Genomic DNA, 21092 nt, shown 5'->3' with positions numbered 1-21092 from the left:
TCGATGCGATCAATCGTCGTTCTTGGACATGTCTTCGTCGGCGACCACTTCAGCGGCGGCCCACTCCAGCGCTTCACGCTCGGCACGCTCGCGCTCGGCCTTCTCGACTTCGTCGATCAGCGCGTTGTCGATCTTGCGGGCGGCGATTTCGCGCAGTGCCAGCACGGTCGGCTTGTCTTCGGTGTCGTTGTCCAGGGTGGCCTGCACGCCATTGGCGAGCTGACGGGCACGCTTGGAGGCCATCATGACCAGGTCGAAACGGTTGTTAACGACTTCCAGGCAATCTTCTACGGTGATGCGGGCCATACGGGCTCCCGGCGACCGGTCGGCCGCTCAGTCGAATGAGGGAAAGGGGACGGAGTGTACTGGCAGGGGCTGGACAAAATCAAGCCAACCCCCACCCGATTCTTTTGGAATCAGTCAGTTGCACCCGCATCGGGGGTCAGCAGGGCCTGGATAAGGCCGGCGTGGCGGACCTTCTGGGCCTCCCGGCGCAGGCGGCTGGCGGTGAAGATGGCGCACAGCTCGTCCACGGCGGTGTCGAACACCTCGTTGACGATGACGTAGTCGAACTCGTTGAAGTGCAGCATTTCATCGCGGGCGGCGCCCAGGCGCTGGGCGATGACCGCCTCGCTGTCCTGCCCGCGCTTGCGCATGCGGTCCTGCAGGGCCTGCTTGGACGGCGGCAGGATGAACACCGTCACCGTGCCCGGCACCAGCTGGCGCACCTGCTGCGCACCCTGCCAGTCGATTTCCAGCAGCACGTCCTGGCCGGCGGCCAGCTGCGGTTCCACCGACTGGCGGGCGGTGCCCTTCCAGTCGCCATGCACCCAGGCATGCTCGAAGAAATCGCCGTCGGCGATCATTTCCTCGAACGTCTCGGCGCTGACGAAGTGGTAGTGCTCGCCGTTCACCTCACCCGGGCGCATGGCGCGCGAGGTGAAGGAAATGGACAGGGCGATCTGCGGGTCACGCGCCAGGGTGGCGTTGACGATGCTGCTCTTGCCGGCACCCGAAGGGGCGGCAACGATGTACAGCGTGCCGCGCGCAACGGCGGCCGACGGGGTGGACGGAGCGCTCATGCGCGGAACCCAAGTTGTTGATTTCGCAAAATTTATCCTCGATGTTCCAGAACCGGCGCGGAGGATCGCGCCAGCACGGCGGGAGCTGCGCGGAACATCCTGGAACCAGGCCCGGCAGATGGCTCCCCGGGGTGCGGGCACGCAACTTTAACAGAGCGGCCTGGAATGGCTGCCTGGGGCGCAGCGCGTGGCCGCAACCCAGTCCAGACGGCCATCACCCTCCCTGCCCCTTCCTGGCTGTGATCCGCGCGCATGAGGGGCCGACCAGCTCCCACACCCTTCCGATGATCACTTCCAGTGAAACGCCCTCCAGGTCGAGCGATGCCGCGTAGGCGCGCCATTGCCGCTGCTTCCCTTCGTCGCCGAACATCTCGGCCGAGAGACCCGGGGGGCGATCTTTCGGGACAGCCGTCTGCCGTCGCTCGAACGTTGCGGCAATAGCCGCGTCGAGATCTTCAGCGGATATCTCGATGGCCTGTGGCACTGCCCACAGATCGTAGTAGTCCTTCATGCGGCCGTTCAGGACACCCAGCGCCACCATCGCCTGGAATTTTTCAGCCACGACTGTGGCAGGCGGATAGGAACGGATGTGGGGAGCGGGAAGATCCAGCAAGGTTGGATAGTCAATGCGCCAGGTCGGATCCGCCATTGCGTCGCCGAAACCGATGTCGATGGTTACGGGGATGCGCGTCTTTTCAAGATAGGCGAAGGTCTTGAGGCGAACACCGCCATATTCCATCTCTTCCCTGATAACCGTCGCGGTAAGCGCGCCAGTATCGTAGGCGAGACCATCTTCACCCTCGACCGCCATGATTTCTGCGAAATCAGCAATCAAACGGGCTGGATCGGAATCCCCGTGACCGAGGAAATCGGCATCTCGGGTCACCCGGTTTCCGTCGGCCACCCAGACAGTGACCAGCATGCCGCCTTTCAGGACAAAGCGGTCCTTGTGCGCCGAGATCGACAACCTGTAGAGCAGCCGTTCAAGCGCGAAATTCACCAGGACAACATCGAAGATGCGCCCCTCTCTGCGAGCGATGGCAAGCAGCCGATCCTTGACCGACTTCGCCAGGTTGGACGGTCTTCTATCCATTGGAGGTGAGCGCCTCAATATAGGGTTGCATGACCTTCCAGGCCCCCCCAGCCTTCGCGGCCTCGGCGATTGCGGATGGCGTTACCCGCCGTTGCTGGAGTGCAGCGCGTAGCCCCTCTACGGCGACGGATCGGTCGATCAGCCGGGGATTCCGGAAGAGGTCGGCGAGCGTCTTTGGGATCGAATAGATCGAAACATTGAGCCCGGCGATCGCATGCTGCTCGACTCCCGTTCGCAGATACAGCTCCGTGAAACGGACGATGCGCAGCGGGGGGTAGGACTGCACGGGCGCCCAGTCGCTCTTGCCGATGGCCATCCAGATGCGTCGTGGCATCTGATCGGTCAGCCCGTGGAAGGCGAGCGCCGACACCATGGCGATCACTCCCTTGGGGACGCGCATACTGGCTTCGGCAAGCATCTGATTCTCTTCGACTTCTGAATCACGCTTCTGATAGAGACCACGCGAGATACGTTCGATTTCACCACTCTGAACGGCGCGGGCAATCGTCTGTGCACTGATACCGGCATCACGCAGCTCATGGGCGCGCATCATGCTGCGCGTGCCGAGCAGGCGGTTGAGCTTGGCATTTTGAGAGGTCTGCATCGTCAGAATGTGACAAATCCTCAAACAGAACTGGAATCTATCATAGGTTTTGTCACAACTGCGTTCGTTCCGTCCCGACAATGCGCCCACCCTCAGCAGGGCTTTTGCACCCTCGCCGCCGCAAAGCCCGGAACCGAGCCGCACAACACCGCTTCGACGTCATCCAGCCCCAGGCCGGCATCAAGCGCTTCCAGCACCAGATACTCGCCCATGTATCCGGTGAGCCCGGTGTTGTCGACCAGGCTGCCCCAGACCAGCCGGTCAACAGGGCTGAGGACGTGCCGCTGCTGAACGAGCCGGGACGCATAGACGGCGTGCCACCGGTGTCGCCCTGTCCTGTCCTGCTGACTCCAATAGCAGCGCGCCGCGTCGACCGCCGCGCGTTGATCGGCATCCAGACGGTCCCCCAGCCGGTCGCAGAAGGCCATGGCCAGCGCCGCCTGGGCGCCTGCGTCATTTTCCAGGCCGGCGACGTCCAGAACCTCATCCAGCAGGTCCACGGTGGCGCGCATCGCCAGATGGGGATCGTTCGCGTCGTCCATGCGTACCCGCCTCCAGCAAACCCAATGAACAAGGGCGCCCGAAGGCGCCCCGCTGCACATCACTCGATGTTCTGCACCTGCTCGCGGATCTGGTCGATCAGCACCTTCAGCTCCACCGCGGCATTGGACGTGCGGCTGTCCACCGACTTCGAGCCCAGCGTGTTGGCTTCGCGGTTGAACTCCTGCAGCAGGAAGTCCAGGCGGCGGCCGACCGGCTCGCGCTGCTTCAGCACGCGGCGGATCTCGACGATGTGGCTGCCCAGGCGGTCCAGCTCCTCGTCCACGTCCAGCTTCTGCAGCCACATCACCAGTTCCTGCTCGGCACGGCCGGGGTCGACCGGGTGCGGCAGGTCGGCCAGGCGGGCGGCCAGCTTGGCGCGCTGTCCGTCGCGAATGGCCGGGATCAGCGCGCGGACGTCGTTGGCAATGCGCTCGATGCCGTCCACGCGCTCGGCAATGGCGGCGGCCAGCTTGTCGCCTTCGCGTTCACGGGCGGCGACGAAGCCGTCCAGCGCCTGGTCCAGCAGCGACAGCGCCTCGGCCTGCAGGGCCGCTGCGTCGGTGGCCTCGCCCTGGGTCACGCCCGGCAGCTGCAGCAGCTCGGTGAAGCTGACCTGCAGGTTGGGGAAATCGGAGGTCAGGCGGTGCGCGAGCTGGCCCAGTTGGCCCAGCAGCGCTTCGTTCACCTGCAGGCTGGCGGCACCTTCCGGCGCGCGCAGGCGCATGACCAGGTCCAGCTTGCCGCGGCTCAGGCGGGCGGCGATGCGCTCGCGCAGCTGCGGTTCAAGCGCACGCAGTTCCTCGGGCAGGCGGGTGCCCACTTCCAGGAACCGGTGGTTGACCGAGCGCAGCTCGCAGCCCAGCGTGCCCCACGGGGTGACGCGCTCGCCGCCGGCATAGGCGGTCATGCTTCGAATCATGGAATGTGTCCGGTGCGTGCAAAGGGGGAATGGTACCCTAGCGCCCTCACCTGAGCCCCCCTGCCCGCCCCGTCAAGGTCGCGGGCATGGCGGCGTACTCCCATGCCCTTACGGAACCCGCACCATGTCCGATTCCCGCCCCAGTGGCCGCCAGCCCGACCAGCTCCGCCCGGTCGTCATCCAACGCGGCTTCACCCGCCATGCCGAGGGTTCGGTGCTGGTGTGCTTCGGTGAAACCCGCGTGCTGTGCACCGCCAGCGTGGAAAACCGCGTGCCGGGCTTCCTGCGTGGCAAGGGCGAAGGCTGGGTGACCGCCGAATACGGCATGCTGCCGCGCGCCACCCACACCCGCAGCGACCGTGAAGCGGCGCGTGGCAAGCAGGGCGGCCGCACCCTGGAAATCCAGCGCCTGATCGGCCGCAGCCTGCGCGCCTGCGTGGACCGCAACGCCCTGGGGGAACGCACCATCACCCTGGACTGCGACGTACTGCAGGCCGACGGCGGCACCCGCACCGCCGCCATCACCGGCGCCTACGTGGCCCTGGTCGATGCGGTGAACGTGCTGATGAAGCGTGGCGAAATCAAGCGCAACCCGATCCTCGGCGCCGTGGCGGCCGTTTCGGTGGGCGTGTACCGCGGCACCCCGGTGCTGGACCTGGACTACGCCGAAGACAGCGACTGCGACACCGACATGAACGTGGTGATGAACGACGGTGGCGGCTTCATCGAGCTGCAGGGCACCGCCGAAGGCCACGCCTTCCGCCGCGATGAACTGGACGCGCTGCTGGGCCTGGCCGAAAAGGGCGTGGGCGAGCTGCTGGCCGCACAGCAGGCGGCGCTGTCGGCATGAACCGCCGCATCGCCCTGACCACCCTGGTGGTGGCCGACTACGACGAAGCCATTGCCTGGTACACCGGCAAGCTCGGCTTTGCCCTGTTGGACGACATCGACCAGGGCAGCAAGCGCTGGGTGGTGGTCGGGCCGACCGACGGCAGCGCGGCCGCCCTGCTGCTGGCCCGCGCCAGCAACGAGGAACAGCGCAGCCGCATCGGCAACCAGACCGGTGGCCGCGTCGGCTTCTTCCTCAACACCGATGACTTCCACCGCGACCACGCGGCGATGGTCGCCGCCGGCGTCGAATTCCTGGAAGCGCCGCGCGAAGAAGCCTATGCCACCGTCGCGGTGTTCCGCGATCTGTACGGCAACACCTGGGACCTGTTGGAGCCCCGCTGATGAAGACGCTCGTGCTTGCCAGCCACAACGCCGGCAAACTGGTGGAAATGCAGGAGATCCTCGCCGACCTGCCGCTGCAGATCACCTCGGCCGCCGAACTGGGCCTGGGTGACGTGGAGGAGACCGGCCTGACCTTCGTCGAGAACGCGCTGCTGAAGGCACGCGCGGCCTGCGAAGCGACCGGCCTGCCGGCACTGGCCGATGATTCGGGCCTGATCGTCGATGCCCTCGGCGGCGCGCCCGGCCTGTACAGCGCGCGCTACGCCGGCCACCCGACCAATGCCGCGGCCAACAACGCCAAGCTGCTGGAGGCGATGGCCGACATTCCCGATGGCCAGCGCACCGCCCGCTTCTATGCGGTCATCGTGCTGCTGCGCCATGCCACCGACCCGCAGCCGCTGATCTGCGAAGGTCGCTGGGAAGGCCAGATCATCCGCGAACTGCGCGGCACCAATGGCTTCGGCTACAACCCGGTGTTCCTCGATACCACCCACGGCCTGACCGCCGCGGAGATGGAGCCGGCGCTGAAGAACGCCATCAGCCACCGCGCCACCGCCCTGCAGCAGCTCAAGCAGCAGCTGGCCCGCTGGCTCTGATGCCCAACTGATTACCCCAGGGAAGCCGGCCAGCGGCCGGCACTACCGATGAAACCCATGCCGCACGACCACGACCACTGCAACCACCTGCCCGGCGAAGCCTGCTCCGCCGACCACGCACACGACACCGCGCCGCGCCTGGTGCCGCCGCCGCTGTCGCTGTACGTGCACCTGCCGTGGTGCGTGCGCAAATGCCCGTACTGCGATTTCAACTCGCACCAGGCCAAGGGCGAGCTGCCGTTCGAGGCCTACATCGATGCCCTGCTGCGCGACCTCGACCAGGACCTGCCGCTGGTCTGGGGCCGGGTGGTGCACAGCGTGTTCTTCGGTGGTGGTACGCCCAGCCTGTTCCCGCCAGAAGCGATCGACCGCTTCCTGCAGCAGGCCAGCGCGCGCCTGCGCTTTGCGCCCAATGCCGAGATCACCCTGGAAACCAACCCGGGCACCGCCGAGCACGGTCGCTTCGACCGCTACCGCGCGGCCGGCGTGAACCGCCTCAGCTTCGGCATCCAGAGCTTCGACGATGCCGCACTGAAGCGCCTGGGCCGCATCCACGACAGTGGCGAAGCCGAGCGCGCGGTGAAGATGGCGCAGGACGCGGGCTACGACAATTTCAACATCGACCTGATGTACGCGCTGCCGGAACAGACCCTGGCCGGTGCCGAGGCCGACCTGGAACGCGCCTTCGCGCTGCAGCCGGCACACATCTCGCACTACCAGCTGACCCTGGAACCGAACACCGTGTTCTTCGCGCGGCCGCCGCAGGGCATCCCCGACGAGGACAACGCCTGGGACATGCAGGAGCACTGCCAGGCGCTGCTGGCGCAGGCCGGTTTCGGCCAGTACGAAGTGAGTGCCTATGCCCGCCCCGGCCGGCAGAGCGCGCACAACCTGAACTACTGGCGCTTCGGCGATTACCTGGGCATCGGCGCCGGCGCGCACGGCAAGATCAGCTCCGGTGCCGAGGAACACGTGCTGCGGCGCTGGAAGCTCAAGCACCCGCAGGCCTACATGGACAGCGCCGGCAGCCCGGCCTCGTTCGGGGGCGACGAAGTGATCGCCGCCGACCGCCTGCCCTTCGAGTACATGCTGAACCTGCTGCGCCTGCACGAGGGCTTCGGCCTGCGCGACTTCGAATCGCGCACCGGCCTGTCGCGCAGCGTGCTGGACGCACCGCTGGCCGAAGCCGTGCAGCGCGGCTGGCTGGAGGTGAGCGGCGACCACGTGCAGCCGACCGAACTGGGCCGCCGCTTCACCAACGATGTGGTCAGCCTGTTCCTGGAGGAATGATCTTCCTGCGGCACAGCCGCCGGGCATGGCCCGGCGCTACCTGACGGGCAAGCATGCGGTAGCGCCGGGCCATGCCTGGCGGATGCGGCCGCTGGCCGCCCTTCGCTGCGTTTGAACGGGTGCCCACCGCAGAAATTCCTCAAGTAGCGCCCGCGGCTGCCGACACGGTAGATTCCCATGTCGATTCGCGGGAATCCCGGAACTGCACCCGATGTCTGCCGCTTTCCCCTTTGCCACCCCTGACAGCGCGCGCCTGGCCGCCGCAGACCTGCCCCCCCGCGTGCGCGAGCTGCTGGGTGAACTGCTGGTGCTGTGCCGCCATGTGCTGACCGCGCCGCTCATCCTTACCGTGGAAGCGGCCGAACAGGCGTTGCTGCACGATGCCGACCATGCACGCAATCCGCAGATGCAGGCGGAGCTGCTGGCACAGCGTGGCCAGCTGCACGCGTTTGCCGGCACCTTCTGCGACCGCATGCTCGATGCGCTGGCCGACAGCCTGGTGCAGCTGCGTGCGCCGCAGGACACCGCGCCGCCGACCACGCCCGCACGCCCGCCGGGCCTGCTGGGCCTGTCGCTGGTGGATGACCACGAAGTGGACCGCAACCTGGTGCTGACCGAAATGGTGCGCCGGGAAAACCAGCGTTCGGGCAATGCCCTGAACCTGCTCGGCCAGCGCCTTGCGGTGCTGGCCGCCGCCCCGGCGTTCGACAACGACACCCTGCCGCTGGCGCCGCAGGCGCTGTGCACCCTGGTGCGGCGCCTGGCCGAACAGGATGGGCTGAGCGCGGAACTGCAGCTGGCGCTCTATCGCAGCTTCGAACGCCAGCTGCTGGAACGCCTCGGCGATGTCCTGGAGCGCGCCAACAACCTGCTGGCCCAGCACGGCGTGCTGCCGGGCCTGGTCTACACCCCGTACCTGGCGCGCTCGTCCAGCACCCGCCGCATCATCACCCAGTCCGTCGGCGGTGGCCGCGCGACGCAGCCTGCACCGCGTTCGGCCGAGCCGTTGACCGGCTGGGGCAGCACCGGCCGCGCGGGCTCGTGGTCGGCGCTGATGCAGAACGCCTTCGCCGACACCGTCCCGCCGGGTGCAGCCAACCCGGAACTGACCACGCCCCCGGCCAACCTGCTGCACGACCTGCTGCAGCAGGCCCGGCACGCCGCGCCGATGGCCATCGAACCGCCCTCGGTGCCCAGTGGCCTGGTGGATGCGGTGCTGGCGCGCCTGCAGGCCCAGGCCGGCGCCGCCACCAGCATCACCGACCTGCAGACTGCCGTGACCGCGCAGCTGCGCAGCGAGCACGGCGCGCAGGCCCAGCTGGCCAGCCACGATCGCGACCACCTCGACCTGCTGCGCCTGCTGCTGCAGCAGGTCCAGCAGCAGCAGCGCCCCGACCCCGTGCCGGCCGCCCTGCTGGCCCGCCTGCAGGTGCCGCTGGCGCGCGCGGCGATGGCCGACCCCGCCTTCTTCGTGCGCGACGAACACCCCGCGCGCGAACTGCTCAACACCATCGCCGAAGCCGGTGCCAACTGGCTGGGCGACGATGACGTGGACCCGCAGCTGATGCAGCGCCTGGCGCAGAGCGTGCAGGGCCTGCTGGGCCAGGACGCGCGTACGCCCGAAGCGTTCGCTGCGGCCAATGAAGAAATCCAGCAGCACCAGCGCGCCGCCGCGCACCGCGCCGAGCTAGCCGAACGCCGCCACGTGGAAGCAGCGCGCGGCAAGGAGCGGTTGGCCCTGGCCCGCCGCGAAGCCAGCGCGCAGATCGACCAGCAATGCCAGGCACAGGAGCCGCCGCGCTTCGTGCAGACCCTGCTGCGCGAGGCCTGGGCCGACGCGCTGACCCTGACCCGCCTGCGCCATGGCGATGACTCGGCGCAGTGGCAGGAACGCCTGCAGCAGACCGAACGCATTGCCGCGGTCACCGCCGCGCCCGCCGGGGCCGACAGCGTGCCCGACGCGCCACTGGCCGCGGAAGTGGAAGCGGCCCTGCTGCAGGTCGGCTACCACCCCGAGGAAGCCTCGGCAGTCGCCCGCCGCCTGGCCACACCCGGCGGCGAGGACGAGCACACCTCGCGCACCGAACTCAGCGCACGCCTGAAGGCGCGCGCGCGCCTGGGCGAGCATGCGGCGGGCAGCACCCGCACCCACGACGCCGCACCGCGCAGCGCGGCCGAGCAGGCCTGCCATGAACAGCTGACCAACCTGCCCTTCGGCAGCTGGTTCGATCTCGCCGACGAGGACGGCAGCGTGCGCCGCCAGCGCCTGTCCTGGTACAGCCTGCTGACCGGCCACGTGCTGTTCGTCAATCCGCGCGGGCAGAAGAGCAGCGAGACCGACCTGGATACGCTGGCCCGGCAGATGGCCGCCGGCCGGGCGCAGCTGGTTACCGAAGAAAAAGGCCGCCTGGTCGACCGTGCCTGGCAGGCCAGCCTGTCTGCCCTGCGCGCGTTGGCCGGTCGTCGCCGCCAGGAGCCTGACGCATGAGCCAGCTACCGCCGCAGGACACCCGCCGCGCACCGCGCCGCCAGGTGTCCGACCTGGTCCCGGTCACCGACCAGATGCGCGACAGCGTGGTCGGCCGGCTGGGCAATGTTTCCGAAACCGGCATGCTGATGCTGGCCAGCCAACCGCTGCGCGACGACGCGCTGTACCAGCTGCGCTTCCCGCTGCCGCTGGGCGACGGCCGCAGCGCGGCCATCGATGTGGGCGTGCACCTGCTGTGGAGCGAGCCGGCGCATGCCCCGGGGCAGAGCTGGGCCGGCTTCCGTTTCCTCACCCTGTCGCGCGAACATCGGCAGCTGCTGCGTGCCTGGATCGGCGAGGACAGCGACGAGGCGCCGGTTTCGACAGGCTGAGTGCCGGTTCCTGCACAGCGGTTTTTTGCGGTATGCGGCAGAATCTAGGGCCGTTTTCCGTGTCGAGCCACCGCAATGATCCAGCAAGACCCTGGCGCCCTGTATTCCGACCACCTGGCCGTGCTGTGCCGACGCGCCGAACAGGCGCTGGCCCGCGGCGGCTTCGACCACCTGGTCGTGCCCAGCGGCACCCTGCACTACCAGATGTTCGACGATCGCGATTACCCGTACGCAGTGAACCCGCAGTTCAAGGCGTGGCTGCCGCTCACCCGCGTGCCCAACAGCTGGGTGGTGTTCACCCCGGGCAAGCGTCCGGCGGTGATCTTCCACCAGCCGTTCGATTACTGGCACGTGGTGCCGGACGCCCCCAGCGGCTGGTGGGTGGAGCACTTCGACATCCACATCATCCGCAAGCCGGAAGAGGCGCTGGCCCTGCTGCCGGCTGACCCGTCGCGCTGCGCCATCCTGGGCGAGCCGCAGAGCGCGCTGGGTGCCTACGTGCCGAACAACCCGGCGCCGGTGGTGAATTACCTGGAATGGCACCGCGCCTACAAGACGCCGTATGAAATCGCACTGATGCGCCAGGCGCAGGTGCTGGGCGTGCGCGGCCATCGTGCCGCCGAGGCGGCGTTCCGCAATGGCGCCGATGAGTTCAACATCCACATGGCCTACTGCCAGGCCGTGGGCCAGGATGCCAACGAGCTGCCGTACGGCAACATCGTTGCACTGAACGAACACGCCGCAGTGCTGCACTACACCGAACTGGGCCGCACCGCACCGCAGCCGCTGCGCAGCTTCCTGATCGATGCCGGCGCCAGCGCGCATGGCTACGCCAGCGACATCACCCGTACCTACGCGGCCAAGGGACATGACGAATTCGCCGCGATGATCGAAGCCGTGGATGCCGCCCAGCAGCAGATGTGCGCGGCGGTGCGTGCCGGTTTCGACTACAAGCAGCTGCACGTCGATGCGCATCTTTCGCTGATGGGCGTGCTGAAGGACTTCGGCGTCATCAAGGCCTCGCCGCAGACCGCGCTGGAAACCGGCGTCAGCGCCGCGTTCTTCCCGCACGGCATCGGCCACCTGATCGGCCTGCAGGTGCACGACGTGGCCGGTTTCGCGGCCAGTGAGGAAGGCGGCCGCATCGAGCGCCCGACCGGCCATCCCTACCTGCGCCTGACCCGCGTGCTGGAACCGGGCATGGTGGTGACCATCGAACCGGGCCTGTACTTCATCGACATGCTGCTGGACGAAGTGAAGGCTGCCGGCCATGGCGATGCGGTGAACTGGGACCGCGTGGACTTCTTCCGCCCGTATGGCGGCATCCGCATTGAAGACGAAGTGCTGTGTACGGATGGCGAGGCGGACAACCTGACGCGTCCGGAGTTTGCGGCAGCCAACGGCTGAGCCCCTCGTGGCTGGGCGCAGGGTGCGGCGGGATTACTGACGCCTGGCCGGGCGGATGGGCTGCGCAGGGGACGCTGCAAGTACGTCCATGTAAGCTCGGTCGCCGCATCCATGCGGCTCACGCCCCTGCGCAACCCATCCGCCCGGCCACGGACAATTTCCGTGCGCCGGCCAGCCACGGAAAAGAAAAAGAAAACCAAAAGCGGATCGCTCGCTGCGCTCGCTCTGTGTCGACCAAGGTCGACACCTACCAGTAGATCCACGCCACGCGTGGATGATTCATTCGATGTCCGACAGATGTGCCGACCAACGGTCGGCACCCACCAACAACCGCTCGTACCAGTAGATCCACGCCATGCGTGGATGATTCATGCGATATCTGACAGAAAAATCGTGTCGACCAAGGTCGGCACCCACCAACAGCCGCGCGCGCCGGTAGATCCACGCCACGCGTGGATGATTCATTCGATGTCCGACAGATGTGCCGACCAACGGTCGGCACCCACCAACAGCAGGTTCCAACAGCCGCCGGCCAACTGTCGAAGGCGGGGCACTGTGGGTTTGCGGGGTGTGAGCCGCATGGGCCCGAGGCATGCCTCGGGCGGGTTGGGCAGGACGCCCAACCCCGGTCTTGCCGTGTGCGCACGACAGCGCACACGAGCAAGCGGCGACCAAGCCCCCATGGGTGAGGGCGCTTTGCTTGCGAAGCACTGCTTCGCGAGCGCCCGAACGCACAGCCGCCAGCGGCTGGGCCGGACCCCGGAGGGGGGTTTACGGCGTCCCCGCAAACCCATAGTGCCCCGCCATCCCACGGAATGCAGGCCTTTGACGTTGACGTTGATTGCAGCAGGTGCAGGGCTGCAAGCCCTGCCGCCCAAACCCCTCAACCCGCCATCACCGCTTCAATCTCGTCCGCACTCCGCGCCAGCCCTTCGGTCAGCACGCGATGGCCGTCATCGGTGATCAGCACGTCATCCTCGGTACGGATGCCGATCCCGCGCCAGCGCGGTTCCACCGTCGTGTCATCCGCGCCGATGTACAGACCCGGCTCGATGGTGAAGGCCATCCCCGGCTCCAGCAGGCGCGAATCGCCGGCCAGGCGGTAATCGCCCACGTCGTGCACGTCCAGGCCGATCCAGTGACCGGTCTTGTGCCGGTAGAAGCGCTGGTACAGGCCCTCGGCCAGGTTCTTTTCCAGCGTGCCCTTCAGCAGGCCCAGCCGCAGCAGACCTTCGGTAAGCGTCTGCACTGCCGCCAGGTGACCGGTCTCGTAGGCCACGCCCGGCTTCGCCTGCGCAAGCGCTGCCGCCTGCGCCTCGCCCACCAGGTCGTGCAGCGCGCGCTGCTCGGCACTGAAGCGACCATTCACCGGGAACGTGCGGGTGATGTCGCTGGCGTAGCCGCGGTACTCGGCACCGGCATCGATCAACACCAGCTCGCCATCGCGCGAACGCGCGTTGTTGTCGCGGTAATGCAGGATGCAGCCGTTGCGGCCCGCACCGACAATGCTGCTGTAGGCCGGCACCGCATCGCTGGCGCGGAACACGCGCTCGAGCTCGGCCTGCAGCTCGTACTCGTGGATGCCCGCCTTCGCCGCACGCATCGCGGCCAGGTGCGCACGCACGCTGATCTGCGCGGCGTGGTGCATCAGCGCCACTTCCGCACCGGATTTGAACAGGCGCTGCTCATGCAGCAGGTGGCCCAGCTCCAGGAACTCATGCGGCGGCTGCGCGCCGTGGCGCACCTGCGAACGCACGCGGTTGACCCAGCCGATCAGCTTCAGGTCGAAGTCCGCATCGCGGCCGAAGTGGTAATAGACGCGCGAACGCCCTTCCAGCAGGCCCGGCAGGATGTCGTCCAGGTCATCGATCGGGTAGGCATCATCCATGCCGTACTGCGCCACCGCCCCGTCCTGGCCGGCGCGACCGCCGTCCCAGGCTTCGCGCTCGGCATCGCGCTCGCGGCAGAACAGGATGGCCTCGCCATGGCGGCGGCCGGGAATCAGCACCAGCACCGCTTCCGGTTCCGGGAAGCCGCTCAGGTACTGGAAGTCCGAGTCCTGCCGGTACGGGTAATGGGTATCCAGGCTGCGCACCTTCTCCGATGCGGCCGGCAGCACCAGGATCGCGTCGTCGCCGGCCATGTCCATCAGCTGGCGGCGGCGACGCTTGTACTCGCCGGCCGCGATGCCGGTGCGCTGCTTGATATCCATCAGTTCAGGCGCTGGCGGTGGCGCGCGGCCAGTACCACGTCACCGTGCAGCAGCAGCACCGCCACGCGGATGAACTCCTCGATCTCGGACAGGGCTTCGTCGTCGTCCTCGCCACCGGCCTCGAAATCCTCGCTGGAGGCACGGGCCAGGCTCGCCATGTCGGTCAGCGCTTCCTCGCCCTCTTCGGACAGGGTCGGGCGGCGGCCGCCGCTGCCCAGGCCGAAGCCACCGAGGAAGCTGCGGGTCCAGGCGAACATCGCGTCGGCCTGCGCGGCCACGTCGTCGTTGTCGGTCAGCAGCAGTTCGAAGGCGAAGTCGCGGTCTTCCAGCTGCTTGATGGTGGCTTCCAGCAGCTGCGCCAGCGCACTGCCGTCAGGCACCGGGGCCAGGTTGTCGTCGGCCAGCACGCGTGCCGGCCAGTCATTGCCGGGGGCGCCGCCGGCGGCCAGCCAGCCGCACAGGCCGCCGTGCAGCTCGGCAGCGGTGGCGCCCAGGCCCAGTTCCTGGCTGGCGCGGGAAACGTCGTCGACGGAGGGAAGTTCGGTCATCGTGCGGCTCGTTCGTAAGGGAAACCCGGGGCGCGCACGCGCGCGCCCGTGAGCCCGCTAGTGTAGCAACCCAACCGGCTCCTCCCCGTGGCAGCCCGGCCCTGCTGCGGCAACGCTTGACCGCCCTTGCCCGGCTTGCCTATCGTGCGGCATGGAACCCGCCGACCCCCTTGCCCAGTTGCAGGCCTTCGCCGCCCGCGTGGAAGCGTTGCTTGAACGCAACCAGCGCCTGGCCGAGGAGAACCGCAGCCTGCGCCACCAGCAGGAACAGCTGGTGACCGAGCGTTCGACGCTGCTGGCCAAGAACGAGCAGGCCCGCTCGCGGGTGGAAGCGATGATCAGCCGGCTCAAATCCCTGGAGCAGCACACATGAGCGCCGAACCGGTCAGTGTCCGCATCCTCGATCGTGAATACACGGTGGGCGTGGGTGGCGATGAACGCGACAGCCTGATGGCCGCCGCGCGCCTGCTGGATGCGCGTATGCGCGAGATCCGTGGCAGCAACCGGATGGCCGCGGTCGACCGCGTGGCCGTGCTGGCTGCGCTCAACCTGGCCCACGAGCTGCAGCTGCTGCGCGACGAGAACGCCCGCCAGGCGGTGGCCCTGCAGCAGACGCTGGCCGATCTGAACCGGCGGCTGGACCGCGCGATCGACAGCAGCACGTGAGGAGCGCGCGCATCGCGTCTTTTCATAACTGAATTGGCACGTACTGTTGCCGACGAACGGCCTATCCAGATCCTGCGCGCTGGCTATAATGGCGACGCGTTCTCTGCGGTACTCGACGGCATGTGCAAACATTCGCCTTGTCCCTTAAGAACGACACCGGGAGCGCGACAGCGCCGGGAGTGCAGGTCCGCCTTGTAGCGGGAAGCCCGATGGTTCTCCAGCGTTCCCACTTGAGCCCCCGGGTTCAAGGTCGTTTCGCATGCATCGACATTGCGGAGAATGCAATATTCCAGCAAGGGCGGCGTCTTCGGGCGTCGCCCTTGTTCTTTCCGGCACAATGACGGCTGTTCCCCCGCCGCACGCTGCCATGACCGACCCGCGCCAGGCCCTGCGCCACGACCTGCGGCAACGCCGCCGCGATCTTTCCGCGCCCGCGCGCATCGCCGCCGCCGAAACGCTGGCCGATGCCCTGCTCGCCCTGCCCTTCGCCCCGCGCTCCGGCCCGGTGGCCGGCTACTGGGCCTTGGATGGCGAGATCGCCCTGCACCGCTGGCAGCTGCAGCTGCCCGAAGGCCTGACCTACTGCCTGCCGATGCTGGCCGGCGAGGTGCTGCGCTTCGCGCCGTGGCGGCCCGGCCAGCCGCTGACCAGCAACCGCTACGGCATTCCCGAACCGGACGTGGCCCTGGAAGACACCCTGGAGCCGGCGCAGATGGCGCTGGTGGTGACCCCGCTGGTCGGCTTTGACAGCCAGTGCCGGCGGCTGGGCATGGGGGGCGGCTGGTATGATCGCAGCTTCGCCTTCCGCCACGACCGGCCGGCGCCGCCCTGGCTGGTCGGTGCTGCGTTCGCGGTGCAGCAGGTCGAGTCCTTGCCGGTGGCGTCGTGGGACGTGCCGGTGGATGCGATCTGCACCGAAGACGGCACCCTGTTCCCCTCCGCTGCCCCCGTGAACGCATGACCGCCCGCAAGCGCTATTGGCTGATGAAGTCCGAACCGGACGCTTTTTCCATCGATGACCTGGCCAAGGTGAAGGTCGAGCCCTGGAACGGGGTGCGCAACTACCAGGCGCGCAACTTCATGCGCGACGGCATGCAGGTCGGCGACGGCATCCTGTTCTACCACTCCAATACCAAGGTGCCGGGCATCGTCGGCCTGGCCACGGTGGCCAGCGCGGCCTACCCGGACGACACCCAGTTCGACCCGACGTCCGATTACCACGACCCCAAGAGCACGCGCGAAAACCCGCGCTGGATGCTGGTGGACGTGGGCTTCGAGCGCAAGCTGAAGCAGGTGATCGCGCTGGACGAGATCAAGCTGCACGCCGACGAACTCGGCGAGGGCTTCCCGCTGGTTGCCAAGGGCAACCGCCTGTCGGTGTTCCCGGTGACGGCCGCGCAGTGGAAACTGCTGCTGTCGCTCGAAAAGAAATCCTGATTCCCTGCCTGAGAGTCCTCCCATGTCCGAAGCCAAGCGCCTGGCCGCCGAAAAAGCCATCGAATACGTCCAGGACGGCATGATCGTCGGCGTCGGCACCGGTTCCACCGTTGCCTATTTCATCGATGCCCTGGCCCGCATCCAGCACCGCATCAAGGGCGCGGTGTCCAGTTCCGAACAGAGCACCGCCCGCCTGAAGCAGCACGGCATCGAGGTGATCGAACTGAACCACGCCGGCAGCCTGTCGCTGTACGTGGACGGCGCCGATGAGTGCGATGCCAACAAGTGCCTGATCAAGGGCGGTGGCGCCGCGCTGACCCGCGAGAAGATCATCGCCGAGGCCAGCGAGCGCTTCGTCTGCATCGTCGACCCGAGCAAGCAGGTGCCGGTGCTGGGCAGGTTCCCGCTGCCGGTGGAAGTGATCCCGATGGCGCGCAGCCTGGTGGCCCGCCAGATCCGCGACATGACCGGTGGCCAGCCGACCTGGCGCGAGGGCGTGGTGACCGACAACGGCAACCAGATCCTGGACATCCACAACCTGGAGATCACCGACCCGGAAAAGCTGGAGCGCGAGCTCAACCAGCTGCCGGGCGTGGTCTGCGTCGGCCTGTTCGCACGCCGTCGGGCCGATGTGGTGATCGTCGGCGGCGAACCGCCGGTCGTGCTCTGAATTTCCCGAAGGACGCTGACATGTCGCTGCGCTCGCTGCTGATCCTCCCCCTGCTGGCCCTGACCGGCTGCGCCACCGATGCCGCCCGCCACTGGGTGGAGCTGGACGGCGCCCGGTACCAGGTGGAGCTGGCCACCAATGATGAAACCCGCGCCCGCGGGCTGATGTTCCGCGACCAGATGCCGGCCGACAACGGCATGCTCTTCATCCACGACCGCGAGGAAATGCAGGCGTACTGGATGAAGAACACCAAGATCGCGCTGGACATCCTGTACTTCGACAGCGAGCGCAAGCTGGTCAGCCAGCAGCGCGACGTGCCGCCGTGCTCGGCCGGCGACATGTGCCCGCCCTACCCGAGCGGTGGCCCGGCGCGTTACGTGCTGGAGCTCAACGCCGGCCAGGCCGAGAAGCTGAAGCTGAAGGATGGCACGCCGCTGACCTTCGGCCCGGGCATCGAGAAATAAGGCTTGGCCGGGCTGCGCCCGGCACCCGCGGGTAGTGCCGGCCGCTGGCCGGCAACGGCAAAGGCAACGGCAACGGCAACGGCAACGGCAACGTCAAAATCGTGCATTCCGTGGGATGGCGTGGCGGTGTGGGCTTGCAGGACACGCCGTAAACCCATCCATGGGGGCTCGTAGGCGCCATCCATGGCGCCTGCGGTCCTGCAAGCCCACACCGCCCCGCCTCTGACAGTTGGCTGCAATCTCTCGGGGTCAGATCCCTTTCGCGCGCGAAAGGGCTCTGACCCCGTTTCTTCATGGCGCGGTTCTTTTCACGCCACACCGCTTGAAACCGCCTGCGATTGCCTCCAGTCTGTGGCCATGCAGGACCGGATCACACTCCCCGACTGGGATGCACTGGCCGACGTCGATGACGAGGCGCTGCCACTGTTGCCGACCGCGTTGCTGATCGCGCGCGATGAATACCCCGACCTGCAGCCTGGCGTGTACGACGCGCTGGTGCAGAGCCATGTCGACCACCTGCGCGCGGAAGTGGACACCATCGAGCGCTGGCCGCTGAAGATGGCCGCAGTCAACCGCCACCTGTTCGACGAACTGGGCTACAGCGGCGACCACCAGGAGTACTACGACCCGCGCAACAGCTACCTCAACCAGGTGTTCGAGCGCCGGCTGGGCAACCCCATCTCGCTGGCCCTGGTGCAGATGGAAGTCGCCCGGCGCCTGGGCATTCCGCTGGATGGCGTGTCCTTCCCCGGCCATTTCCTGGTGCGCCTGCCGGTGGACGACGGCGTGCTGGTGATGGACCCGTTCAACGGCGGTCGCCCGCTGGACGTGGACGAACTGCGCGAGCGCGCCAAGTCACACCTCGGCGGGCAGGCCCCGGACGACCAGGTGCTGGCGCAGATCCTCGACCCGGCGCCGACCCGCGCGATCCTGATCCGCATGCTGCGCAACCTGCACGGCGTGTATGCCGAAGCCAGCGAGTGGGACCGTGCCGCGCGCAGTGCCGACCGCCTGCTGAAGCTGGCCCCGGAACAGGACGATGCCCTGCGCGACCGGGGCCTGGCCTACCTGCAGCTGGATTACGTGGCCGGCGCCCGCCACGACCTGGGCCAGTACCTGCGCCGCAACCCCGAGGCCAGCGATGCGCAGCGGCTGCGCGAGAAGCTGATCGACCTCGGCGGGCCGATGCCGCGGCTGCATTGAGTCAATCGATCTCGACCATCTCGAAATCGTCCTTGGTCACCCCGCAGTCGGGGCACGTCCAGGTCTCGGGAATGTCCTCCCAGCGCGTGCCCGGGGCGATGCCCTCTTCGGGCAGGCCGTCCGCTTCGCGGTAGATGAAGCCGCAGACCACGCACATCCAGGTACGCAAGGTGGTGGGGGTGGCGTCGCTCATCGGATAATCAGGGCTGGATTCACGGGCCGCCATTGTCCCATCGCGGCCCACTCACCGGTAGCCATCAATGACTTCTGCTTCCCCGGCGCCCCGCGGCGTCTACCTGATCACCCCGGATGAACCCGATACCGCACGCCTGCTGGCGCGCACGGCGCCGCTGCTGGCCGCCGGTGCTACCTGGCTGCAGTACCGCAACAAGACCGCCAGCGACGCGCTGCGCCAGGAACAGGCCGTCGCCCTGCAGGCGCTGTGCGCCGTCCACGGCGTGCCGCTCATCATCAACGACGACCCGGCACTGGCCCAGGCCGTGGGCGCGGCCGGCGTGCACCTGGGCGGCACCGACGGCGACATCCCCAGCGCGCGCGCCCTGCTCGGCCCGGACGCCATCATCGGCGCGTCCTGCTACGACCAGCTGGCCAACGCCGAAAAGGCCGTGGCCGCTGGCGCCAGCTACGTGGCCTTCGGCGCCTTCTACCCCACCACCACCAAGGTCACCAGCAGCCGCGCCCACACCGACCTGCTGCGGCAAAGCGCCGCACTGGGTGTGCCGCGGGTGGCGATCGGCGGCCTGACGCCGGACAATGTCCGTCCCATCATCGATGCCGGCGCCGACCTGGTGGCCGTGGTCAGTGGCATCTATGCCGCGCAGGACCCGGTCGCGACCCAGCGCGCCTTCCTCGCCCAGTTCGCGTAACACCCAGGAAAGCCCCATGAACCACGACCAGTCCCACGCCCTGTTCTCCCGCGCCCAGCAGCTGCTGCCGGGCGGCGTCAATTCGCCGGTGCGCGCGTTCAAGTCCGTCGGCGGCGAGCCGTTCTTCGTCGAGCGCACCGATGGCGCCTACCTGTACGACGTCGACGGCAACCGCTACATCGACTACGTCGGTTCCTGGGGCCCGATGATCGTCGGCCACAACCACCCGGCCGTGCGCCAGGCGGTGAAGCGCGCCATCGACAATGGCCTGTCCTTCGGTGCGCCGTGCGCGGCCGAAGTGACCATGGCCGAGACCATCACCCGCCTGGTGCCGTCCTGCGAGATGGTGCGCATGGTCAACTCGGGCACCGAGGCCACGCTGTCGGCCATCCGCCTGGCCCGTGGCGCCACCGGCCGCAACCGCATCGTCAAGTTCGAAGGCTGCTACCACGGCCACGGCGACTCGTTCCTGGTCAAGGCCGGCAGCGGCATGTTGACCCTGGGCGTGCCGACCTCGCCGGGCGTGCCGGCCGGTCTGAGCGAACTGACCCTGACCCTGCCCTACAACGACTTCGACGCCGCTACTGCGCTGTTCGATGCGCAGGGCAGCGACATCGCCGGCCTCATCATCGAACCGGTGGTGGGCAACGCCAACTGCATCCCGCCGCGCGACGGCTACCTGCAGCACCTGCGCGCGCTGTGCACGCAGTACGGCGCCCTGCTGATCTTCGATGAAGTGATGACCGGCTTCCGCGTGGCCCTGGGCGGCGCGCAGGCGCACTACGGCATCACCCCGGACCTGAGCACCTTCGGCAAGATCATCGGCGGCGGCATGCCGGTGGGCGCCTACGGTGGCCGCCGCGAGCTGATGCAGCAGATCGCCCCGGCCGGCCCGATCTACCAGGCCGGCACGCTGAGCGGCAACCCGGTAGCGATGGCCGCTGGCCTGGCGATGCTGGAACTGGTCTCGCAGCCGGGCTTCCACGACGACCTCGCCGCGCGTACCGCGCGCCTGTGCGAAGGCCTGGAAGCGGCCGCCGCCGAGGCCGGCGTGGCGGTGACCACCACCCGCGTGGGCGCGATGTTCGGCCTGTTCTTCACCAGCGAAAAGGTGGAGACCTATGCGCAGGCCACCGCCTGTGACATCCCGGCGTTCAACCGCTTCTTCCACGCGATGCTGGACCAGGGCGTGTTCCTGGCGCCGTCGGCGTACGAGGCTGGCTTCATGTCCAGCGCGCACGACGATGCCGTGATCGAAGCCACTCTGGCCGCCGCCCGCATCGCGTTCAAGGCCAAGGGCTGAGCCCACGCCCAATAGAAAAGGGGACGAAAAAAGGGGACGGAGGGGATCAAGTCGTTTGTGCACAAACGACTTGATC

At 67.9% G+C, this 21092-nt stretch carries 25 protein-coding genes and 1 other RNA gene; 17 read left to right on the top strand and 9 right to left on the bottom strand.

Features of this window, described 5'->3' with window-relative positions; all coding sequences use genetic code 11:
• Window positions 1-9: 9 nt before the first annotated feature.
• The 6 genes from rpoZ to IAE56_RS12490 form a co-directional block, all read right to left on the bottom strand.
• Window positions 10-306 (bottom strand): DNA-directed RNA polymerase subunit omega, encoded by a 297-nt coding sequence (gene rpoZ / locus IAE56_RS12515; RefSeq protein ID WP_108766186.1) that lies wholly within the window; start codon window positions 304-306, stop codon window positions 10-12.
• Window positions 307-416: 110 nt separating this feature from the next.
• The gene (gene gmk, locus IAE56_RS12510) at window positions 417-1082 is read right to left on the bottom strand and encodes a guanylate kinase (RefSeq protein ID WP_108769867.1); all 666 of its coding nucleotides are present in this window, start codon (window positions 1080-1082) and stop codon (window positions 417-419) included.
• Window positions 1083-1296: 214 nt separating this feature from the next.
• Window positions 1297-2175 (bottom strand): nucleotidyl transferase AbiEii/AbiGii toxin family protein, encoded by an 879-nt coding sequence (locus IAE56_RS12505; RefSeq protein WP_200752744.1) that lies wholly within the window; start codon window positions 2173-2175, stop codon window positions 1297-1299.
• Window positions 2168-2779: an AbiEi antitoxin N-terminal domain-containing protein gene (locus IAE56_RS12500; RefSeq protein ID WP_200752743.1), complete on the bottom strand. Its 612-nt coding sequence runs from the start codon at window positions 2777-2779 to the stop codon at window positions 2168-2170. The genes IAE56_RS12505 and IAE56_RS12500 overlap by 8 nt, the downstream gene beginning before the upstream one ends.
• Before the next feature lie 92 nt (window positions 2780-2871).
• Window positions 2872-3321, bottom strand: coding sequence for a hypothetical protein (locus IAE56_RS12495; protein WP_200752742.1), 450 nt, complete (start codon window positions 3319-3321; stop codon window positions 2872-2874).
• A 59-nt stretch (window positions 3322-3380) separates the two neighbouring features.
• Window positions 3381-4241, bottom strand: coding sequence for a YicC/YloC family endoribonuclease (locus tag IAE56_RS12490; RefSeq protein ID WP_200752741.1), 861 nt, complete (start codon window positions 4239-4241; stop codon window positions 3381-3383).
• 124 nt (window positions 4242-4365) lie between these two features.
• On the opposite strand from IAE56_RS12490, the gene rph reads away from it, so the two are divergent.
• From rph to pepQ, 7 genes are all read left to right on the top strand, one after another.
• Window positions 4366-5091, top strand: coding sequence for a ribonuclease PH (gene rph, locus IAE56_RS12485; protein WP_200752740.1), 726 nt, complete (start codon window positions 4366-4368; stop codon window positions 5089-5091).
• Window positions 5088-5474, top strand: a complete 387-nt coding sequence (locus IAE56_RS12480) for a VOC family protein (protein ID WP_108769872.1) — start codon at window positions 5088-5090, stop codon at window positions 5472-5474. Before rph ends, IAE56_RS12480 begins: the two co-directional genes overlap by 4 nt.
• Window positions 5474-6070, top strand: coding sequence for an RdgB/HAM1 family non-canonical purine NTP pyrophosphatase (rdgB, locus tag IAE56_RS12475; protein ID WP_200752739.1), 597 nt, complete (start codon window positions 5474-5476; stop codon window positions 6068-6070). The genes IAE56_RS12480 and rdgB overlap by 1 nt, the downstream gene beginning before the upstream one ends.
• A 57-nt stretch (window positions 6071-6127) precedes the next feature.
• A complete protein-coding gene (gene hemW, locus IAE56_RS12470) occupies window positions 6128-7360 on the top strand; it encodes a radical SAM family heme chaperone HemW (RefSeq protein WP_234456056.1) in 1233 nt (410 codons plus the stop codon).
• A 211-nt stretch (window positions 7361-7571) separates the two neighbouring features.
• On the top strand, window positions 7572-9848 hold the full coding sequence (locus tag IAE56_RS12465) for a DUF1631 family protein (protein ID WP_200752738.1): 2277 nt from the start codon (window positions 7572-7574) through the stop codon (window positions 9846-9848).
• Window positions 9845-10219, top strand: a complete 375-nt coding sequence (locus IAE56_RS12460) for a PilZ domain-containing protein (protein ID WP_108769876.1) — start codon at window positions 9845-9847, stop codon at window positions 10217-10219. Before IAE56_RS12465 ends, IAE56_RS12460 begins: the two co-directional genes overlap by 4 nt.
• 75 nt (window positions 10220-10294) lie before the next feature.
• A complete protein-coding gene (pepQ, locus tag IAE56_RS12455; protein ID WP_200752737.1) occupies window positions 10295-11626 on the top strand; it encodes a Xaa-Pro dipeptidase in 1332 nt (443 codons plus the stop codon).
• A gap of 883 nt (window positions 11627-12509) precedes the next feature.
• Here the strand turns inward: pepQ and IAE56_RS12450 are convergent.
• Together IAE56_RS12450 and IAE56_RS12445 are read right to left on the bottom strand one after the other, a co-directional pair.
• Complete coding sequence (locus IAE56_RS12450; protein ID WP_108770745.1) at window positions 12510-13832, bottom strand: aminopeptidase P N-terminal domain-containing protein; 1323 nt, start codon at window positions 13830-13832, stop codon at window positions 12510-12512.
• A gap of 5 nt (window positions 13833-13837) precedes the next feature.
• On the bottom strand, window positions 13838-14386 hold the full coding sequence (locus IAE56_RS12445; RefSeq protein ID WP_108769878.1) for a UPF0149 family protein: 549 nt from the start codon (window positions 14384-14386) through the stop codon (window positions 13838-13840).
• Window positions 14387-14537: 151 nt separating this feature from the next.
• Here IAE56_RS12445 and IAE56_RS12440 point away from each other — a divergent pair, with 151 nt between their 5' ends.
• The 8 genes from IAE56_RS12440 (at window position 14538) to IAE56_RS12405 (ending at window position 18826) form a co-directional block, all read left to right on the top strand.
• Window positions 14538-14759 (top strand): TIGR02449 family protein, encoded by a 222-nt coding sequence (locus tag IAE56_RS12440; RefSeq protein ID WP_108769879.1) that lies wholly within the window; start codon window positions 14538-14540, stop codon window positions 14757-14759.
• Window positions 14756-15052 (top strand): cell division protein ZapA, encoded by a 297-nt coding sequence (locus tag IAE56_RS12435; RefSeq protein WP_108769880.1) that lies wholly within the window; start codon window positions 14756-14758, stop codon window positions 15050-15052. The genes IAE56_RS12440 and IAE56_RS12435 overlap by 4 nt, the downstream gene beginning before the upstream one ends.
• Window positions 15053-15149: 97 nt before the next feature.
• A non-coding RNA gene (gene ssrS / locus IAE56_RS12430) (6S RNA) lies at window positions 15150-15335 on the top strand.
• 84 nt (window positions 15336-15419) lie between these two features.
• Window positions 15420-16013 (top strand): 5-formyltetrahydrofolate cyclo-ligase, encoded by a 594-nt coding sequence (locus IAE56_RS12425; protein ID WP_200752736.1) that lies wholly within the window; start codon window positions 15420-15422, stop codon window positions 16011-16013.
• The gene (locus tag IAE56_RS12420) at window positions 16010-16489 is read left to right on the top strand and encodes an EVE domain-containing protein (protein ID WP_164074009.1); all 480 of its coding nucleotides are present in this window, start codon (window positions 16010-16012) and stop codon (window positions 16487-16489) included. The genes IAE56_RS12425 and IAE56_RS12420 overlap by 4 nt, the downstream gene beginning before the upstream one ends.
• Before the next feature lie 22 nt (window positions 16490-16511).
• On the top strand, window positions 16512-17159 hold the full coding sequence (rpiA, locus tag IAE56_RS12415; RefSeq protein ID WP_116865168.1) for a ribose-5-phosphate isomerase RpiA: 648 nt from the start codon (window positions 16512-16514) through the stop codon (window positions 17157-17159).
• A gap of 20 nt (window positions 17160-17179) precedes the next feature.
• A complete protein-coding gene (locus IAE56_RS12410) occupies window positions 17180-17623 on the top strand; it encodes a DUF192 domain-containing protein (protein ID WP_108769884.1) in 444 nt (147 codons plus the stop codon).
• A gap of 357 nt (window positions 17624-17980) precedes the next feature.
• Window positions 17981-18826: a SirB1 family protein gene (locus IAE56_RS12405; protein WP_200752735.1), complete on the top strand. Its 846-nt coding sequence runs from the start codon at window positions 17981-17983 to the stop codon at window positions 18824-18826.
• A 1-nt stretch (window position 18827) separates the two neighbouring features.
• On the opposite strand, the gene IAE56_RS12400 is transcribed toward IAE56_RS12405, so the two are convergent.
• A complete protein-coding gene (locus IAE56_RS12400) occupies window positions 18828-19052 on the bottom strand; it encodes a rubredoxin (protein WP_108769886.1) in 225 nt (74 codons plus the stop codon).
• A gap of 34 nt (window positions 19053-19086) precedes the next feature.
• On the opposite strand from IAE56_RS12400, the gene thiE reads away from it, so the two are divergent.
• A complete protein-coding gene (gene thiE, locus IAE56_RS12395; protein ID WP_200752734.1) occupies window positions 19087-19713 on the top strand; it encodes a thiamine phosphate synthase in 627 nt (208 codons plus the stop codon).
• 16 nt (window positions 19714-19729) lie between these two features.
• On the top strand, window positions 19730-21016 hold the full coding sequence (gene hemL / locus IAE56_RS12390; protein ID WP_200752733.1) for a glutamate-1-semialdehyde 2,1-aminomutase: 1287 nt from the start codon (window positions 19730-19732) through the stop codon (window positions 21014-21016).
• Window positions 21017-21092 lie beyond the last annotated feature (76 nt).

It is taken from the genome of Stenotrophomonas sp. S41 (genome assembly GCF_016624625.1).
Lineage (GTDB): Bacteria > Pseudomonadota > Gammaproteobacteria > Xanthomonadales > Xanthomonadaceae > Stenotrophomonas.
The sequence above is the reverse complement of the archived record's forward strand: the minus strand, read 5'-3'. Positions and strand labels throughout refer to the sequence as shown.

What these genes read in the sequence shown, in the direction of transcription:
- rpoZ (WP_108766186.1), bottom strand. Translation starts at nt 306, where the DNA reads ATGGCCCGCATCACCGTAGAAGATTGCCTGGAAGTCGTTAACAACCGT.
- gmk (WP_108769867.1), bottom strand. Translation starts at nt 1,082, where the DNA reads ATGAGCGCTCCGTCCACCCCGTCGGCCGCCGTTGCGCGCGGCACGCTG.
- IAE56_RS12505 (WP_200752744.1), bottom strand. Translation starts at nt 2,175, where the DNA reads ATGGATAGAAGACCGTCCAACCTGGCGAAGTCGGTCAAGGATCGGCTG.
- IAE56_RS12500 (WP_200752743.1), bottom strand. Translation starts at nt 2,779, where the DNA reads ATGCAGACCTCTCAAAATGCCAAGCTCAACCGCCTGCTCGGCACGCGC.
- IAE56_RS12495 (WP_200752742.1), bottom strand. Translation starts at nt 3,321, where the DNA reads ATGGACGACGCGAACGATCCCCATCTGGCGATGCGCGCCACCGTGGAC.
- IAE56_RS12490 (WP_200752741.1), bottom strand. Translation starts at nt 4,241, where the DNA reads ATGATTCGAAGCATGACCGCCTATGCCGGCGGCGAGCGCGTCACCCCG.
- rph (WP_200752740.1), top strand. Translation starts at nt 4,366, where the DNA reads ATGTCCGATTCCCGCCCCAGTGGCCGCCAGCCCGACCAGCTCCGCCCG.
- IAE56_RS12480 (WP_108769872.1), top strand. Translation starts at nt 5,088, where the DNA reads ATGAACCGCCGCATCGCCCTGACCACCCTGGTGGTGGCCGACTACGAC.
- rdgB (WP_200752739.1), top strand. Translation starts at nt 5,474, where the DNA reads ATGAAGACGCTCGTGCTTGCCAGCCACAACGCCGGCAAACTGGTGGAA.
- hemW (WP_234456056.1), top strand. Translation starts at nt 6,128, where the DNA reads ATGCCGCACGACCACGACCACTGCAACCACCTGCCCGGCGAAGCCTGC.
- IAE56_RS12465 (WP_200752738.1), top strand. Translation starts at nt 7,572, where the DNA reads ATGTCTGCCGCTTTCCCCTTTGCCACCCCTGACAGCGCGCGCCTGGCC.
- IAE56_RS12460 (WP_108769876.1), top strand. Translation starts at nt 9,845, where the DNA reads ATGAGCCAGCTACCGCCGCAGGACACCCGCCGCGCACCGCGCCGCCAG.
- pepQ (WP_200752737.1), top strand. Translation starts at nt 10,295, where the DNA reads ATGATCCAGCAAGACCCTGGCGCCCTGTATTCCGACCACCTGGCCGTG.
- IAE56_RS12445 (WP_108769878.1), bottom strand. Translation starts at nt 14,386, where the DNA reads ATGACCGAACTTCCCTCCGTCGACGACGTTTCCCGCGCCAGCCAGGAA.
- IAE56_RS12440 (WP_108769879.1), top strand. Translation starts at nt 14,538, where the DNA reads ATGGAACCCGCCGACCCCCTTGCCCAGTTGCAGGCCTTCGCCGCCCGC.
- IAE56_RS12435 (WP_108769880.1), top strand. Translation starts at nt 14,756, where the DNA reads ATGAGCGCCGAACCGGTCAGTGTCCGCATCCTCGATCGTGAATACACG.
- IAE56_RS12425 (WP_200752736.1), top strand. Translation starts at nt 15,420, where the DNA reads ATGACCGACCCGCGCCAGGCCCTGCGCCACGACCTGCGGCAACGCCGC.
- IAE56_RS12420 (WP_164074009.1), top strand. Translation starts at nt 16,010, where the DNA reads ATGACCGCCCGCAAGCGCTATTGGCTGATGAAGTCCGAACCGGACGCT.
- rpiA (WP_116865168.1), top strand. Translation starts at nt 16,512, where the DNA reads ATGTCCGAAGCCAAGCGCCTGGCCGCCGAAAAAGCCATCGAATACGTC.
- IAE56_RS12410 (WP_108769884.1), top strand. Translation starts at nt 17,180, where the DNA reads ATGTCGCTGCGCTCGCTGCTGATCCTCCCCCTGCTGGCCCTGACCGGC.
- IAE56_RS12405 (WP_200752735.1), top strand. Translation starts at nt 17,981, where the DNA reads ATGCAGGACCGGATCACACTCCCCGACTGGGATGCACTGGCCGACGTC.
- IAE56_RS12400 (WP_108769886.1), bottom strand. Translation starts at nt 19,052, where the DNA reads ATGGCGGCCCGTGAATCCAGCCCTGATTATCCGATGAGCGACGCCACC.
- thiE (WP_200752734.1), top strand. Translation starts at nt 19,087, where the DNA reads ATGACTTCTGCTTCCCCGGCGCCCCGCGGCGTCTACCTGATCACCCCG.
- hemL (WP_200752733.1), top strand. Translation starts at nt 19,730, where the DNA reads ATGAACCACGACCAGTCCCACGCCCTGTTCTCCCGCGCCCAGCAGCTG.